The organism is Microcoleus sp. BROC3, assembly GCF_036702515.1.
In the GTDB taxonomy this organism is placed as follows: domain Bacteria; phylum Cyanobacteriota; class Cyanobacteriia; order Cyanobacteriales; family Microcoleaceae; genus Microcoleus.
This window is the reverse complement of the sequence record NZ_JAUBTQ010000053.1, coordinates 30,797-47,294: the sequence shown is the minus strand read 5'-3', so window position 1 is coordinate 47,294 and position 16,498 is coordinate 30,797. Positions and strand designations below refer to the sequence as shown.

The 16,498-nt window shown below is 43.8% G+C and carries 9 protein-coding genes and 1 pseudogene; 6 read left to right on the top strand and 4 right to left on the bottom strand.

Annotation, left to right across the window (positions count from 1 at the left end; translation table 11 throughout):
• Positions 1-988 (top strand): annotated as a pseudogene (locus QUB30_RS26525) (IS1634 family transposase); the annotation flags it as partial.
• Between the two features lie 237 nt (positions 989-1,225).
• Here the strand turns inward: QUB30_RS26525 and QUB30_RS26520 are convergent.
• Entirely contained in the window at positions 1,226-1,783 is a 558-nt protein-coding gene (locus tag QUB30_RS26520) for a DUF3854 domain-containing protein (protein ID WP_333339752.1), read from the bottom strand.
• Between the two features lie 407 nt (positions 1,784-2,190).
• Entirely contained in the window at positions 2,191-2,580 is a 390-nt protein-coding gene (locus QUB30_RS26515) for a hypothetical protein (RefSeq protein ID WP_333339750.1), read from the bottom strand.
• A gap of 410 nt (positions 2,581-2,990) precedes the next feature.
• Here QUB30_RS26515 and QUB30_RS26510 point away from each other — a divergent pair, with 410 nt between their 5' ends.
• Positions 2,991-3,701 carry a hypothetical protein gene (locus QUB30_RS26510; protein ID WP_333339747.1) on the top strand — a complete coding sequence of 237 codons (711 nt, stop codon included), beginning with the start codon at positions 2,991-2,993 and terminating at the stop codon, positions 3,699-3,701.
• A 225-nt stretch (positions 3,702-3,926) separates the two neighbouring features.
• Here the strand turns inward: QUB30_RS26510 and QUB30_RS26505 are convergent, their stop codons facing one another.
• Together QUB30_RS26505 and QUB30_RS26500 are read right to left on the bottom strand one after the other, a co-directional pair.
• Positions 3,927-5,315 (bottom strand): tyrosine-type recombinase/integrase, encoded by a 1,389-nt coding sequence (locus tag QUB30_RS26505; RefSeq protein ID WP_333339744.1) that lies wholly within the window; start codon positions 5,313-5,315, stop codon positions 3,927-3,929.
• Positions 5,316-5,521: 206 nt separating this feature from the next.
• Positions 5,522-6,301: an ABC transporter ATP-binding protein gene (locus tag QUB30_RS26500; protein ID WP_333339741.1), complete on the bottom strand. Its 780-nt coding sequence runs from the start codon at positions 6,299-6,301 to the stop codon at positions 5,522-5,524.
• Between the two features lie 293 nt (positions 6,302-6,594).
• Between QUB30_RS26500 and dpdE the strand changes: the two genes are divergently transcribed.
• From dpdE to dpdH, 4 genes are read left to right on the top strand one after another with little or no spacing between them, the layout of a single operon-like run.
• Positions 6,595-9,963, top strand: a complete 3,369-nt coding sequence (gene dpdE / locus QUB30_RS26495) for a protein DpdE (RefSeq protein WP_333339738.1) — start codon at positions 6,595-6,597, stop codon at positions 9,961-9,963.
• The gene (gene dpdF, locus QUB30_RS26490; RefSeq protein ID WP_333339734.1) at positions 9,963-12,509 is read left to right on the top strand and encodes a protein DpdF; all 2,547 of its coding nucleotides are present in this window, start codon (positions 9,963-9,965) and stop codon (positions 12,507-12,509) included. The genes dpdE and dpdF overlap by 1 nt, the downstream gene beginning before the upstream one ends.
• Positions 12,506-13,393, top strand: a complete 888-nt coding sequence (gene dpdG / locus QUB30_RS26485; protein ID WP_333339732.1) for a protein DpdG — start codon at positions 12,506-12,508, stop codon at positions 13,391-13,393. The genes dpdF and dpdG overlap by 4 nt, the downstream gene beginning before the upstream one ends.
• Entirely contained in the window at positions 13,390-16,491 is a 3,102-nt protein-coding gene (gene dpdH / locus QUB30_RS26480) for a protein DpdH (protein ID WP_333339729.1), read from the top strand. Before dpdG ends, dpdH begins: the two co-directional genes overlap by 4 nt.
• The last annotated feature ends 7 nt before the right edge of the window (positions 16,492-16,498 follow it).

Below are 16,498 nucleotides of genomic sequence, written 5' to 3'. Positions count from 1 at the left end.
CTCGACAGTTTAATGGTAGCTGACAGTGCATTATATACCGCTCCCAATTTAGAAATGTTAACCAATTTAAGATGGTTGACTCGTGTACCACGCTCGCCTCAAACAAGCGCAGCAACTGGTATCTCAGCTAAATGAATCAGAATTTCATGAAAGTTCAGTGACAGGATATCGTTGGTCAGAACACAAAAGTAATTATGGTGGAATTGAACAAAGATGGTTAGTAGTAGAGAGCAGTTTACGTCGTGATTCTGACCAAAGTAAATTAGAAAAAAATCTCAAAAAAGCTGAAGTTGAGGGTCAGAAAAAGTTGCGAGATTTATCAAATATTGAATTTGCTTGTTCAGCGGATGCCTCAGCAGCAGCAAGTCGTTTATCCAAACAACTAAAGTATTATAATTTAACCCAAATCACCACCAGAGAAACTACAGCAAAACCAGCTACTAATTCGACCATTTCTCATGACAATTCTAGCTCGATATTGATATTTAAAGTTCAAGCAAAACTAGAATTAGATACTAGTGCGATCGCCGGCATAACCAAAGCTAGTGGCAGATTTATCTTAGCTACTAATGTGCTGGATGTATCACAATTAAATCCGGATGAAATGATTGTCAAATATAAGGAACAGCAGGCAGCAGAGAGAGGGTTTGGGTTTTTGAAAGACCCCCTATTTTTTACGGATAGCGTGTTTCTGAAGTCGCCGGAAAGAATCGAGGGTTTAACTTTGGTAATGGGTTTATGTTTGTTGGTTTATACTTTAGGTCAAAGGTTACTCCGGCAAAACTTGCAACTCACTAATAAAACCGTAAAAAACCAGTTGGGGCAAGGAACCAATCGACCTACTTTGCGCTGGATATTCCAAATTTTTCAATCGATTCATTCCGTTTGTATTCAAGGAATTCAACAAGTTTCTAATTTGACATCCGAACGGTTAGCCATCTTAAATTTGTTTCCAGTCACCTGTAGGTCTTATTATTTCTTGCTGTGAAAAGAAGTTAATCACTCGATTAGTAAGGCTGACTTTAATTTAATTAATTGTTGATTCATCAGTGATGTATAATTATCACATCTCGGAAAATATCTGCTGGTCATTAATAGTTATTAATTGTCGGATTATTGACATTTTATGGGTGAAGAAGATTTCATTCATGCCCTCATTTCACTTTTTAGTAATTCCTAACTGAGTGATGATCTCGTTGCACAGATTTTTGGGTGTTTTTACCTACTATGATCTCGGATGATTCACTTTGACCCCCTCAATCCCCCTATGTGCCAGTTGGGGGTGCGGAATGTGGGTAGTAACGCCGCAGAGTGCCAGCGATGGAAAGTCGCAAGTCATACCGCATCCTGATTTTTTTGCCCCTTCGTCAATGTCAACCGAGATAGACACATCATCTAAAACCCGTTGCCAGTATTCGGGGTCAGGGTGCGGGAGAGCGATAGCATCGTATGGATGCCCCTTGTCAGAGATGTATTTTGCTTTCTTCCTATCCAGCAAAATTTCATCGTCTGGCTTGAACTGACAAAACTCTTGAGGCTGCATTGTTTTGAGGTCAATGCCGCGAACCAGCCAACCGGGAGGGAATTCGTCTGAGTATTTCTTCCAGCCAATTGCTTTGGCAATTTCCACGCGATCGTTCAAGCTAATAATGTTGCGCGTGGCAATGCCTACACTAACGCCGCTTTCAATCACCCATTCATCTAAGTGGAGTTCGGCGGCATTGAGTAAAGATTTATTGCGAGTAGCGGCAACAGTTTGAGAAATAGATGATACATTATCCATAGCGGTTGTTCCTTTTGTAAGGGTGGAAAGCCGCTATCCCTAGTGTTAGTGAGTGGAGCTATAGCCGCGATATACCCTTCCGGCAAGGGGGCTTTCTAGAAAATTGCTAGAAAAAGTCTAGAAAATAATGCTAAGTTCAGATTGTAATTTAATCTTTTAAGCCCCGCTCACCTTTACTAGAGGTAGCGGCTTTTTTTTGCCTGCGGGTGCAAGCGGGCTAATTTTTGCAGTAGGAGTATTAATCAGCCTTGATTGTGATTATAGCTTGCCGGGAGAAGGCAAAAGTAGCAAAATGCGGTAACAAATAGCGAGGATGCACTTGTCCAAACCTAATAGGTTTCAACAAGTTTTCTTGCGAGAAAATATTTTCAAACCCTACAGGTCTGGCGGCACAAAAATATGAGGTTTTATGACCCCTTAGCAGCCGACCTGTAAAGGTGAGCTTTGCAAAACGATCTAAACAGTTCGCGAGCGTTTTCCTCTGAGGGATGTTCGCGACAGTATTGAGTAAAGTCAGTTACAACCTCAGCCAGTAGAGTAAGTAGCTCATTTTCCTCATTTTTAAAGAAGTCTTGCCGAGTCTCATCAAATAACAGTTGGTAAAACTCTTTGAGGAAGCAATATTTGACGTAATTTGCGTCGTAGTGAATAAACCTTGACTTGAGAGTCGCGTTTTTTGGGCTTTCCTTTTTCAAGAATGACCCTTTGTACTGAATCATTCCGTCTTCCTGAATCATCTCAATCCGAGCTGAGATAAGGGTTCTCGTCTCGTACCACGGGGTTGTTTCAATTTTCATTGTTTACTCTCGACAGTTAAGTATATTTTCACAAGTAGCCGCCAACTGTAGGCGGCTATGCTTAGAAATATAAGGTAGTAACAAAAAATTAGGTTTACGAATTGTGTAGAACGTAAACCTAATTTTTCCCTTTCCAAGCTGGAACTAAAACTCAAGCATTATCCCGTTAAACTATTTAAATAAATCATCTAATCACTTGTGTCAGGTGATTTTCTGTTAACCGACTGTAGAGTATTTCTGACAATGTTCGTTTTGGTATGGCGTAGCGTTCACAAAACTTAACCTGTCAAGGATTGACAAACTCGCTCGCCCTTTGCGATCGTCAAAAGTAAGAGAAAGCAACACAGCCACCGGGGTGCAACCCGATGACTGCTGTTTTCTCAATTGCTCACACAATTGAGAATATTATTATGTCACAACAGTCCGCTTGTAATACCCCGCGATCGACTTCTCTTAAGTATTCGTGGAACGCCCCCTTAGTGCTTCGCTGGTATCGAGATGCCGTGTTTGATGGCATCTCCCATACCGTTGCCCTTCAAGTCCTTGTCGTGTGTAAGTCTCAACATTGGCTGCACTACTACCAAGCTCCGGTACTGTTACCGGAACAGTGTGATGCCCTATATGGTGTAGAGCCGAAAACTACCGACAGGTTAATCCGCAACTTTGAAGCGCAGTTGGTAGGGGACGGACTGTTTGCTTGCCCGGAAACCTTCGTGCAACACTCAGAACCCGTACTCGGTATTTGCTGGATAGGGAAGCCCCACCTTAATTATCTGTTGCCCCCACGGGCTGTACTCAAACTAGCTTGCTGGATGCCAGCCACCCAATATACTATTTGGGCATTAGGTGGCATTGATGCGGTAGCATCCAAACCTTACGAGCTACTCCCAAAACCGGTGAAAATGAGTCAGCACTACCGTATCATTGAGCGGCGAACCGCCCCCAAGGATAAATTGGCAATGGTTGCGGAAGCGCAAAAACTGGGGCTATATGCCTATGCCAAGCACTTTGGGAACATTAAGTCGGGCATAACTTACAAGCGGTTACTCACCCACGCCGAACGGGGCGGACAGTTCCCGCCTTCCCGGCAAGAGCTTAACGAGTTGTTGGTTGAGTTTTAGATTGCGATCGTCCGGCACGGAAAGTAAAAAGCTAGGTTCACACTATACGGATGATGTGACTCTAGCTTTTCTTTTGTCTTCATTTCTACAAGTAGCCGCCTACAGTTGGCGGCTACGCTAGGAAATAGAGGTAAAAGCAAAGTGATACTCCCCTACTTTTGAAAGTGATCGCCAATAAAAAACCGCCCTTTTTAGGGGGCGGTCGGTAGGGTGAGAGAGGGGTTGTTAGACTTCTACGATTTTGGCTTCCTCACTTACTCCCAGATAATGTCTGAGAATTACGTCAACACTGTTACCGCAGGCAGAAGCTATGTACAGCAAAGCGTTGTTATCTTGCTTATTCGCTTCTGCGGTAAGGGTGATGTAAGTGTGACGGGTATGATACTGACTAAGATAGCCGGATATCTTGCCTTCATCTACCAATTGAGTAACTACACCAGGATAAACGTACTCTACCTCTGTGCCGTCTGACAAAACCTTGTTCAACACATAGCCCGACCATCTTTTTGTGAGGCTAGACTGACTATGGTATTTCCCACGCTTACTAGGAAAAACTAGGTTACTAGAACTTTCACCTTTCAGTTTTAGCAGCACCTCTTTTAAGCGAGAATTATTGCTAAAGTAAAAAAAACGTACCTCACCCGTTTTAGTTTCCTTTACCTTTCCCGTGGTAGCCCCTAGTGACTTACTGAAACGAATTAAATTTCTCTCAAAATCAACATCTTTCCAAGTAAGCGGTAGCGCCTCAGAAGTCCGACACCCCGTAAGAAAGTAAAATTCAATTAAGGGTGCGTAAATTTTATCGCTTGCTTTGTCAGACTCATGGAAAGCCTTGATGATAGTGTCACGCTCCTCCTTGGTAAAAGCACGTCTATCGCGCTCTAATTCATCTTCATCCAATACTTCGTGCCATTCTTTTTCCTCCCCATTCACTATTTTAGGTGCGTACTTTTGTTGAGTAGTAACAGCAGGTGCACTGAACTTATCTAAAACAAAAGGGTTTGCAAGTGAGTTACTTAACATCCCTTTTGCTTTGCAGAACTCGAAAGCCTGGTTAAGTTCAGACAAAAGGTAGGATTTCTGTCTGATTGTTACCGATGACAAGACAGATACAATTTCGAGATTACATCTACACGACAGTTTCGATAAATTTATTTCTGACTGGGTATAGTTCCGAGTGCTTTTATTCCATACCTTACCGTTTATTGCATTGGTAAATGTTCTAAAAGCACTTTCAAACGTCGTCTCCTCAACAACAGTTTTCTTCCACTCTAGGTAATCCTCCCACATTGCCCCTACTGTCATCTCAGGTTCAGGTTCAGGTATGGGTGCTGCTAGTTTTAGTTCAGCGCCGTACTTGCTCTTTAAGCCGTACTTGGCAAAGCTGGGGTCAAACAACTGTTGCCAGTCTGGATGCTGCAAGTCACCTTCAATCCTCCAAGCAATAGCGATCGCCCTTTGCCAGTTTTCGGGAGTGTCCTTCAGGCCTAAGCCCTGATGCTTCCGCTTGCCCCCAAAAATGGGATTGTACTTGGTACTGAACTGTAACCGCAGTGAACCGTTATCAGACTGAACTTTAATCGTCTCAGGCAGTGTCTGTGATTTAGCGTACATATTGATTTTTCAAGGTACAGTAAGGGTTTTAAGCTTCTATCAACTTTCTAGCAAATTTCGTTAAACCGAGTCGTGTGCATAGTGTGAGAGAAGCTATGGAACGAGTATAACACGGTTATTTTCACACGTATTTAATTTCCAACATAATTGCTTTTTGTGGGCTATCTTTACCTAAATTTTAATCAAAATATGGAGATATTTACCCATTAACAATGTCCATCTTCTTCTTTTCCCAAATATGCCTCAATTACGCGAGGATCTGCGCGAACTTCTGCCGGAGTTCCCTCAGCAATTTTAGTACCGTACTCCATCACACTAACGCGATCGCTAATTCCCATCACCACCTTCATATCATGTTCAATCAGCAAAATACTCAAATTCAACTCATCGCGAATCCGGTAAATAAAGCGAGTTAAATCAGCCGTTTCGTTCGGGTTCATCCCCGCCGTAGGTTCGTCCAAAAGCAACACTTTCGGCTCGGAAGCCAAGGCTCTGGCAATTTCCAATCTGCGCTGGTCGCCGTAGGAAAGGTTTTTTGCCAACTCCGGCGCTTTAGCAACACCTAAACCGACAAAATCAAGCATAGTGAGCGCTTTTATTTTAGCTTCCCGCTCCTCCAGATTCGCAGCGGGAGGGCGGAGGATTGCACCCAACAAACCTGTTTTTAATCGGCAGTGTCTACCTACTAAAACATTATCCAGGACAGTCATGTTGTTAAACAAGCGGATATTTTGAAAAGTTCTAGCAATGCCGAAAGTTGTCAGGCGATCCGGAGGCAAACCCGTGATATTATTCTGTTCCAAAAGCAACTGACCGCCACTCGGTTTGTAGATACCCGTCAGCATATTAAAAAAAGTAGTTTTCCCCGCACCGTTGGGGCCGATCAAACTGGCGATCGAGCCTTTTTCCAAGGTTAAACTCACCTGGTTTACCGCAGTCAAACCGCCGAATCGCATTGTAAGTTTCTGTGCTTCTAATAATGACATTTTAGTTGTGATTCCTAATATTAGTTAAGCTGTTATAGCTCGGATTCTATATAATACCAAATCCGATCTGTTAAAGTGCGTCAGCTTGGCTGTGGTGGGATGCTCGTTACGACACGGAAAGATTTGGGGATCGGAATGCGTTACAGAAAGTCTTGGGCTAAGCTTCATGACTGCGTTTCGGTTTAAGGTTTCCCCTTGAGTGTAAGGACAAAAAGGGTGGAAAATTAAATTACACGGGTAGTTTTCCAGGAGGATCGGCTACTCTAGTAAGGGGTCGTATTGAGGCCGGAACTATGATGAAGCTTGGTTTGCTGGTGCGATCGCGAAGCGTCTCCGCAGAAAAATCGCCAAACAACGACTTAGGAATCGGAAAAGTTACCGAGCTATCTTACTCTACAGCAACAGTTGAATACTTCTGCTCAGTTGGGCAACGCCTTGAAAAAACCTTACCCTTAACTTCGCTTTATAGAGTTCAACTCCCGCCTCAGACACGATGCTACATCCAGCCAGAAAGCCAGGATACATGGATAATTGGCCGAATTTTTGACTGGGACGAAGACAAAGGTCAGTATCGAATCGATCTACCCGATAAAAAGATAGCATTAGTTGCTGAACAGGAAATTTACGTTCGTTGCAACCTACCAATCGATGACCCCATCGAAACTCTAGCGATGAAAGGTCAGGAAACGCCCTACTTTCACGATCGACGTTTAGCTTTTGTCCAGTGTCTCATCGAACAACGCGCTGTCAGTCGCGGGATGACAGGGCTGATTTCTGCCAATATTGACCTTTATCCTCATCAAGTTGAAGTTGTCCGCCGCGTACTCGAAGACCCCATTCAACGTTACCTCTTAGCTGATGAAGTTGGACTGGGAAAGACGATCGAAGCAGGTGCTATTCTTCGCCAGTATCTCCTCGATCGACCGCAGGGACGTGCAGTGGTGCTAGTACCGCAATACCTGCGGGAACAGTGGCTTCAAGAATTAGAACATAAATTTTATGTCTCTGACTTGGACAATCGTGTCCAGGTACTTGCAGTTGAGGATGTCGATCGAGTCAGCCCGAATGCCGATTTGGGCTTTTTAATTTTAGATGAAGCGCATCACATCGCAGCAATGGCTACCTCTTCCGATGCGGTACAGCGCCGGCGTTTTGAAACTTGCAAACACCTCGCCCACAAAAGCGATCGCCTACTTTTATTATCTGCAACTCCAGTTCTCAATCACGAGCAAGATTTCCTGGCGATGCTGCACTTGCTCGATCCAATAACCTATCAACTTAACGATTTGGAAGGTTTTCGTGCGAGGGTACAAAACCGCCAACAAATTGGTCGAGTTTTACTTTCATTTAAGGAGGGAGCAAATCCTTTTGTTCTTAAAACTAACCTCAACCAACTGCGAAACCTTTTTGCTGAAGATAAGTATCTGCTAAATCTGGTAGAGGAATTACAAAATTGTTTGCTTTCTAAAGAAACACTCCCGGCCGATCGAGATCGAATTGTGCGATCGATTCGCACCCACATCAGCGATACCTATCGGTTACACCGTCGAATGCTCCGCAACCGCCGCGCTTCCGTAGAAGATGTAATTTTCGATCGCAATATCATACCAAAAGTAGAGTATGAATTAGATGAGCGATCGCCCCAAATTCACGAACTCATCGACGAATGGCGCACAATCGCCCCCAAAGAACAACAATATCAGCACATTTTCCTGCTTTTATTCCGTGCTGCTGGTACTTGGCTGGGAATCTTACAACAGGTAGTTAAAGTCCGTTTAAATTCTATCTCCAATGCTAGCATCATTCAGGAATTTGGGATTGATAGCGCCCGAATTTTGACTGAAACTCCCAAGTTTTCAGGAGAAGCAGAAATTCTGCAATCTTTGCTGCAAATTATTCAAGAACCTTCGGAAAAAGGCGATCGCATCGAATTACTCAAGAGAGTTCTACTTTCTTATCTGTCAGAATGTTTGAAACTTCAATCTTATCGCAGCAACCTTGATAGATTGCTGGAACAGGTGCAGCAGCGAATTCGCCGCCCGATACCGGGAGATACCCTACCAAAAGTTATCATTTTCACCAGTTTTATTCAAACCGGCGCTGAGATTGTCCGGTGCTTATCAGGTACTTTCGGTAGCGGAACTGTAGCTAGCCATCAATTAGGGATGAAACGCTCTGATGTTGAAAAAAACTTCGATGGCTTTAAAAATGACCCCAATTGTTTTATCCTAGTGTGCGATTCCTCTGGTGAAGAAGGCCGCAACTTCCAATTTGTGAACTGGATGATTAATTTCGATCTTCCCTGGTCGCCAAATCGTTTAGAACAAAGGATTGGTAGGATCGATCGCATTGGTCGCCTTTTAAATGTTCAATTTACAGTATTCGCAGGCTCAGACTTAGAGGATAGCCCTCACAGTGCTTGGTATGAATTATTAAAAGATGGTTTCGGCATTTTTCATCAATCAATTGCCAGCCTACAGTTTTATGTAGATAAAAAACTGCCGGAACTGGAAACAGTCCTGTTTCAATCTGGTGCTAGCGGACTATTAGAAAAAATCGATTCAATCCGGGAAGGAATCGCTGGGGAACAAGTGAAAATTAGCGAACAAAATGCTTTAGATGAAATTGATGCTCAGGATGAAAATGCTACCGAATATTTTCAAGCTTTAGATGATTGTGACGCTCGCCATCAGGAAATCAAACGAGCAACAGAAGACTGGATTTGTCAAGCGCTACGATTCAAGGCAATTGACAATCTGAATTTAGCAAAAGTGCAGCATTATCAACCTACGGCGCGCACTTTAATTCCCGTTCACGATCTAAGAACTCACTTTGCTGATTGTGGAAAACTATCTGGTACTTATAACCGGAGAATATCAATTCAACATCCTGGTGTCAAACTCTACCGTATTGGGGAAGGATTTGTGGAAGCGCTAGCATCTTACATTCATTGGGATGACCGAGGTCAAGCCTTTGCGATGTGGCGGTGCGATCGCTCTTGGGATGCTGGGGAAGGGATGGAATGGTTCGGTTTTCGCTTTAATTATGTAGTCGAGGCTGATTTGGAATTAGCCCAGCAAGTTTCAACAGATTTTGAGCTGGATCGCAGTAGATTTGTATCTGTGAAACGGCGCGCTGATGCGTTATTTCCTCCTATTCTAGAGACAATTTTTATTGATGCTCGCTACGAACCAATGAGCATTGTTGAAGATGAAGCTGTTTTGAAGATTCTGCAAGGTTCGTACAAGGGTAAAAGTTCTCATCCCTGCCGAGATTATAATTTAGCAAAAAGTCGATTATCGGTTCTCAATGAGTTTGTTGATGAGAGTAAGTGGCCTGATTTGTGCACTCAGGCGCGCGAGACTTCGGAAATACTGTTGCGCGATCGCACTTTTTTCATCTCGCTCTGCGAACAGCGCGCCCGAATCGCCGACCAGAAACTAGGAAATAGACTAGACCAACTGCGGCTGCGCCTCAACCGAATGGCTGAAAGCGCACAAACTTCGCATTCTTTACTAGCCAAGGAACTTAACATAGAAACTGCTTTAAGTCAAGCTATGTTAGAAGGGATTCGCTATCCCCGAACCAAGCTTGATTCTGTAGGATTCATTGTAGTTTCTGGGCGACCTCCGGTTGAATCTCAGGAAGGGAGAGATGAGTGATGGCTGATTCTTTTCAAGAACTCAGAGAAATTCTCCAAACAGGTAAGATTCCTGCCGATACAAGTCAATTTTCAGAAGTCGGTTACAGGCGCTTGCTGGAAACTTTGGATGCTGCGGGAACTTCTTATGCGCCGGGAATGGGAGATATTGCGGCTCTGATCCGTCAGGTTCTGCGGCGGGAATACGAGCAAAAGGGTGGGCTACCCCCAACTTTGAAAGTACCTCGGACTTCTCTTTTTCCCGATCGCAAAATGTGGCAACAAAGCGGTATCGATATTTTGATCGAAGGTGCGGATTACTATCTGATTAGCGCTCACCCTTGGCAGCCTGATTGGCTAGATTTTTCCGCACAATATCCCCCAGATAAACCCGTATTTGATGAGAAAAAACGCCGCAATTACGAGCCAGTAGAGGGAGATCCGTTTCTGGAATTGGTGGATAGGAAAAATTACCGGAGTGTGGGACAGCGCGAGGCAATTCGTGCTGTTTTAACTGCTCCTGACAATTCGACACTAGCGATTAATCTGCCTACTGGATCGGGGAAAAGTCTTTGCGCTCAACTGCCGGCGCTGGTGCGATCGCAAAATGCTGGTGTAACAGTTGTTGTAGTACCAACTACAGCACTAGCCCTTGACCAAGAACGAGCTTTAAAACCTTTTGTGAACCATGCCACTGCCTATAATGGCGACGAGTTTGGGCAAGAACAAGAGAGACGACAGGAAATTCGCGATCGCATTCGCAAGGGCACCCAGCGAATCGTTTTCACCTCACCCGAAAGCTTGATGAATTCTCTCGCACCTGCTCTTTACGAAGCAGCAAAATCAGAAATGCTGCGGTATTTCGTAATAGATGAAGCGCATATCGTCGAGCAGTGGGGCGATAAATTTCGCACAAAATTTCAAGAACTTCCAGGCTTGCGAAGAGATTTGTTGCGCTTAACTTCTTTTACAACTTTATTGCTGACAGCCACCTTAACAGAATCCTGTTTAGATACCCTAGAAACTTTATTTGGGCAACCCGGCCCTTTTCAAGTAATATCTGCCGTACAGTTGCGGCCGGAACCGTCTTACTGGTTTGCTTGGTGTCAAAGTGAAGAAGTCAGGAAACAGCGATTAATTGAAGCAGTTTATCATCTTCCCCGCCCTCTGATTGTTTACGCCACAACGCGCCAAGATGTGAATCGATGGAAACAGGAGTTATTGTTTGCTGGATTCAAACGGTGTGCGATGATGACCGGGGAATCCAGTTCAGAAGAACGCTCTCAACTGATTGAAGACTTGCGCGAGAGACGAGTTGATATAGTGGTTGCTACTTCTGCTTTCGGCTTGGGTGTGGATCAGTCAGATATTCGAGCCGTGCTTCATGTCTGCATCCCCGAAACTATCGATCGCTTTTATCAAGAAGTGGGTCGAGGAGGTCGAGACGGCAAAGCAGCAATCTCGCTCACCTTACATACCAATGAAGACTTAGAGATTGCCAAATCGCTTAATGACAAATCTGCCATAACGATCGATCGGGGTTTGCAGCGGTGGGAAAGTATGTTTTTGAGAAAAGAAAGTCTTCCCGATGGGCGGTGTCGCGTTCCCGTCAATATTCCTCCATCCTTACGACCAGGAGACATTGACATGAACAGCCAACAAAATCAGGCTTGGAATATCCGCACTTTAACGCTGATGAGTCGATCGGGTTTAATCGATTTTGATGCCGATGAACCGCCGCGAAGAAGAAATTTTAAATCGGAAGCAGCTTATAACGAAGCTTGGGAACTGCACAGAGAGTCCCGGTTCATCCGCATCCGAGATGAATCGCATCTCAACCGTCAAACTTGGGAACATAAAGTAGAGCCAATTCGCAAACAGCGCCAAAACTGGAGCTCTAAAAACCTGCAATTAATGCGCGAGGTTTTGCTGCCGAAACGCTGTATTTCCGAAATCTTTGCTGAAGCTTACACTATTCCCGCCCGTGTAGTGCCAGAACCGAGAAAACTGGTCAGAGTTTCTCCCGCTTGCGGTGGATGTCCTGTTTGCAGAAAAAACAGGGAACCAGAGTTTTCGGGAATTATGCCCGCGCCATTACCTGTATGGCAAAAACCGAATTTTTTTGTAGGTGAAGAACTAAAACGATTGTTAGGAGGAAATAAATTAATGCTAGTTTTCTATGAGTCTCTTGAAGCTCAAAGCTGGAAACTCAAAAGCCCTAAACTTTTTAACTGGTTAATCGAGCAGGGAATTAATAATCTGGTGGTTTCTGATGAATTTCAGAGTATATTGATTGAAGAAACAAATCGGATAGCCGATGCTTGTATATTTTTGTTTCAAAAATACGAGCCTCTGCTGATGCCGCGCATTCCCACCCTGATATTTTATCCGCCCGGAAAGGCTATCCCTCACAACTATCTGTCACTCAACAGAACTTCTCAGGCTCCGCTGATTATCGTACTTCCCAGAGATACACCCGATCCGAGCCGCGATGACCGCAAGCTGATTGATATTTTTTCGGGGAAACTTTTTATGTTTGACCACTTTTGCAGGGAGGTTAATTTATGAGCGTCTTAAAAACTGCTTTGGCTACTCCTAGCAGAATGCGAGGAATATTTAGATATTTACTTGAAGCACCCAAACAGCGCGAAAACAAGGAAAAACTCACTCGCCTGCTTTCTCCACATGAATTGTCAGAAGGGAGAAACAAAAGTGCCGAACATCCGATGTTTGATGCTGCACTGCGAGAAAGCATAAAATGTCGCTTATTAATCGCAGACAATGATGATATTGCTATAAATTTTGAGCTTCCCGAAGCATCTCGACATCCTAAAATGGGTGATAAATTGTTACCCGATACGCTGGTACAGCTATTGTTTGCTTCTGATAACGAAGATGAAGAAGATTTAGGTCGGTTAATAGCATGGTATTTAGCACAGGATATTTATGATGCTCCCGGTACATGGCAAGAAGTAGAACAGCGTGTCGCAGAGCAGGGAGTCGATCGGTCTTTAGATTTAAAAGCATCGAGCAATGCTTTGTTGGGTCAAGCCGAGGACTGGATGTGTTATTTAGGGTTTGCTTGGGGTCATGCTTTAGATTCAAACAAAAAACTTGTTGTTGCTGAGCCAACTGCTTATCTCAGACGGAATTTAAAAGGTTTATTTGCAGGAGAAGGAAAAGCTAAACTTTCAATCCGAGATTTTCTCGATCGCCTAGCTAAAAAATGTCCTCTGTTTGAAACGGGAAAATTTCGAGAACAGGTAGAAGAAAAAATTGGTTTTCGCTTACCAAATCACTTATCAACTAGCACGGCTTTTGCTTTATTTCGCCTTCAGGATGATGGTTGCATCAAGCTTGAAAAAGAGTCTGATGCCGATTTATTCATCTTTCCCGGGGTAGGAAATGAAGAAGGATTTTCTCATATTATTTTGACAGGAGTAGAACTATGACATTTACAAAATTTGTTTGCTGGGATGTCGATCGCGTTCGCCGCGTGATGGGTGTGGAGGCTACCCAAACTCCAGATAGTATATTTGTGGCAACTCACCATCCAATTGCCATGTACCGCCAGGAACTTATCGATGCACCGTCGCGAGTTACCTACAGTGAGTCAGAATTTCTGAAAGACTTTCTCGCTGAACAAGATTTCGCTTTCGTGCCAGTTTTAGGAAGTTCCGGGACGGGAAAATCTCACCTGATTCGCTGGCTGGCCGCCAATATTGAATCGACCCAAAAGCGCCAAGTTTTGCTGATTCCCAAAATTGGAACGAATCTCAAAGATATTATCAGTTTAATATTAGAAGGGATGCCAGGAGCAAGTTTTGATGAATACCGGCAGCGTTTAAATCGAGCCACTAGCAGCTTGACACAAGCGCAAGCGCGGGAACAACTTCTGAATCAGCTTGCGGCTGCTGTTGGCCCAAACGGTCGGGGCGATCGCACTAAACTTTCTGATGTGGAAGATTACCTCGTCGGTGCTGTTGATTCTCTACTCTACGATCCATTTTTCCGAAAACACTGGCTAAAGGATGGGGGTATTATCCATCAATTAGTTATCCACATTCTCGGACAGCGAGATACAGTAGAAATTGTGGAAGAACGGCGGCATTTTTCGCTAGGTGACTTGCCTCTTAATGTTTTAAACTTGGGAAAAGCTGGCAAGCAAGCACAGGATTTTTATAGCTTCCTCATCGGCGATGAGGATACTCAAAAGGCAACTGTAGATTGGTTGAACCGGCATTTAGATGAAGCCATCGCTCAGGTTTTGAGCCTGGGGCGCGAAGATTTACAAAGATTAATGCGGGAAGTTCGCGAAACTTTAGCAGAACAAGGAATAGAGTTAGTTTTGCTGATTGAAGATTTTGCTAAATTGCAAGGCATCGATCGCGAAGTTTTAGAAGCAGTTTTAGCGCGACCTCAACAACCGGGACCCAAACCTTTGTGCGCGATCCGAACTGCGCTAGCTTGTACTACGGGCTATTTTGACAGTCTGAGGTTAGATACTGTAAAACAGCGGATTACTTTTAGCGTTAATCTTGACCTTGGCACAGTTGGCGAACAATCTTTAGTGAATTATGCAGATATCAAACAATTTGTGGGTCGATATCTCAACGCGGTGCGTTTGGAGGAGAAAACAATTCAAAATTGGTGGGCTGACTCTCGCAATCGCGAAGATTCGGATCGAGAATCTCTACCTAGTGCTTGCAATGAATGCGAACACAAACTAGCTTGTCATGCAGGTTTTGCAGAATCAGACGGTTTTGGTTTGTATCCTTTCACTTCACAAGCCTTAGAACAAATGCTTTCTAGAGTCAATCCCGGCAATTTTAACCCTCGCATTTTGATTAAAGATGTTCTTAAGTGGACGCTAGAAAATTCTGCTGCTGATATCGAGGGCGGAGAGTTTCCTGCTATTTCTGTGCGAGAACACTTTGGTAAGATGCGGCTGAGTGCAATGGTTCAGGGAGATATTCAAGCGAAAGATCCAGAAAATGGCGATCGCCGCCAGATTCTCCTAGATTTGTGGACGGATAGTAACGATCTTTGTGATTTGCGCCCAGAAGTTCACTCTGCATTTGATATTCCGGCGCTGGGCGTGAAGGTTCAGCCTACAAAAAAATCATCATCTGTTTCGGGTGCTAAAGAGTCTAGGTCTTCTGTTAGTAAGTATCAAGTTGAGTCACAACCTCAAACTCAAAAAAATCTGACAGCAGCCGGACAAGTTCCCGACAAGCTGACTAGGCAAAAAGAAATTCTTGATAGGTGGAACAATCAAGAATTTCTCCCACAAGATATCGCTGGGGAACTGCGGTCGTTGATTTACTCAGCTATCGGCGAGCGGATCGAATGGGACACGGAAATGCTGCTTAAGGGGGTTTTTTCTAGTAGTGGGACGACATATTTTAAAAGCAGAAATATTACTTTTTTTAGTCCAAAAGTGACGAGGGAGACGATTTCTGGAGTTAAACTATCTCTTCCTCTGAATCCTGACGATGCAGATGAGTTTCGGGAAACGGCGATCGCCTTTCAAGGTATGTTGCAATACAGCTACTACAAGCATTGGAAGTTCCCCGATGGATCTCGCTATTTTCGCACCTACGCCAAACAACTGGAAAAATGGAGTCAATATGTTTTAGAGCAAATTCGCCTGTATCCCCGTGAGTCTGGGGAACCCTGGAGCCCTGTACCTGCTGCTGTTGAGCTACTGGCGATCGCCGCCACAATGGCCGGACATTCTACCAATTCTACTGAAGATTTGATAAATGCTTTGTTTCTCAAACTAGACCCAAAAGATTTAGAAAATCGTTCAGCTACTTGGAAAAAGCTATTTGGTACTTTACAAAAACACCGCGATGCTTTACTAGACATTGTTAGGAGTCGAACCGCTTGCACGAAAGGAAGCTCTACACAATTTCAAATTATTGATACTGTTCAAATTTTGGAACCTTTGAAACAGGTTAGCAAATCTTGGCAACCTCAATGTGAAATTCCGGCAGATGTTCGAGAGAAGTTCCCCGAAATTGATAAAGCGCGTCAAGCTGCGGATGAACTGCTAGAAAAAGCGATTCAAGAAGAGTGCGAGCGCCAACTTGCTGTTTACAATTCTCTAGTAGCTGAATTAGGGGAAGACATCAAGAAAAAAGATGTTACCGATTTAGTAAAAAAGGCGATCGAACGTTCACAAGAAGCTGGTGTATTTCGAGGCAGAAAGAGTGTTGATGAGCTAAAATCATTATTGGAACAGTTTAAACGAGTTGGACTTTCTAGCTATGTAGATACCATGAAACGCTTGCAAATTGAAAAAGATAGTCCAGACATTCAACCTGGAAAGCTGCTGAAGTATCTCAGCGAAAATCATCAAAAAGCAATGACAGAATCTGCCGATTTTATCAAGAGTACCAATAATTTTCTTGATGCTTCTCTAACCGAGGTCAAAAACCGGATTGAGGAGTTAGAAGCGTCAGGTGGTGCAACAGTAGAATCGAGCCATAAATGTATTGAAGATGGATTAGCAAAATTGCGGGAGCTAATTAGTGATATTAAATAAAGGATAA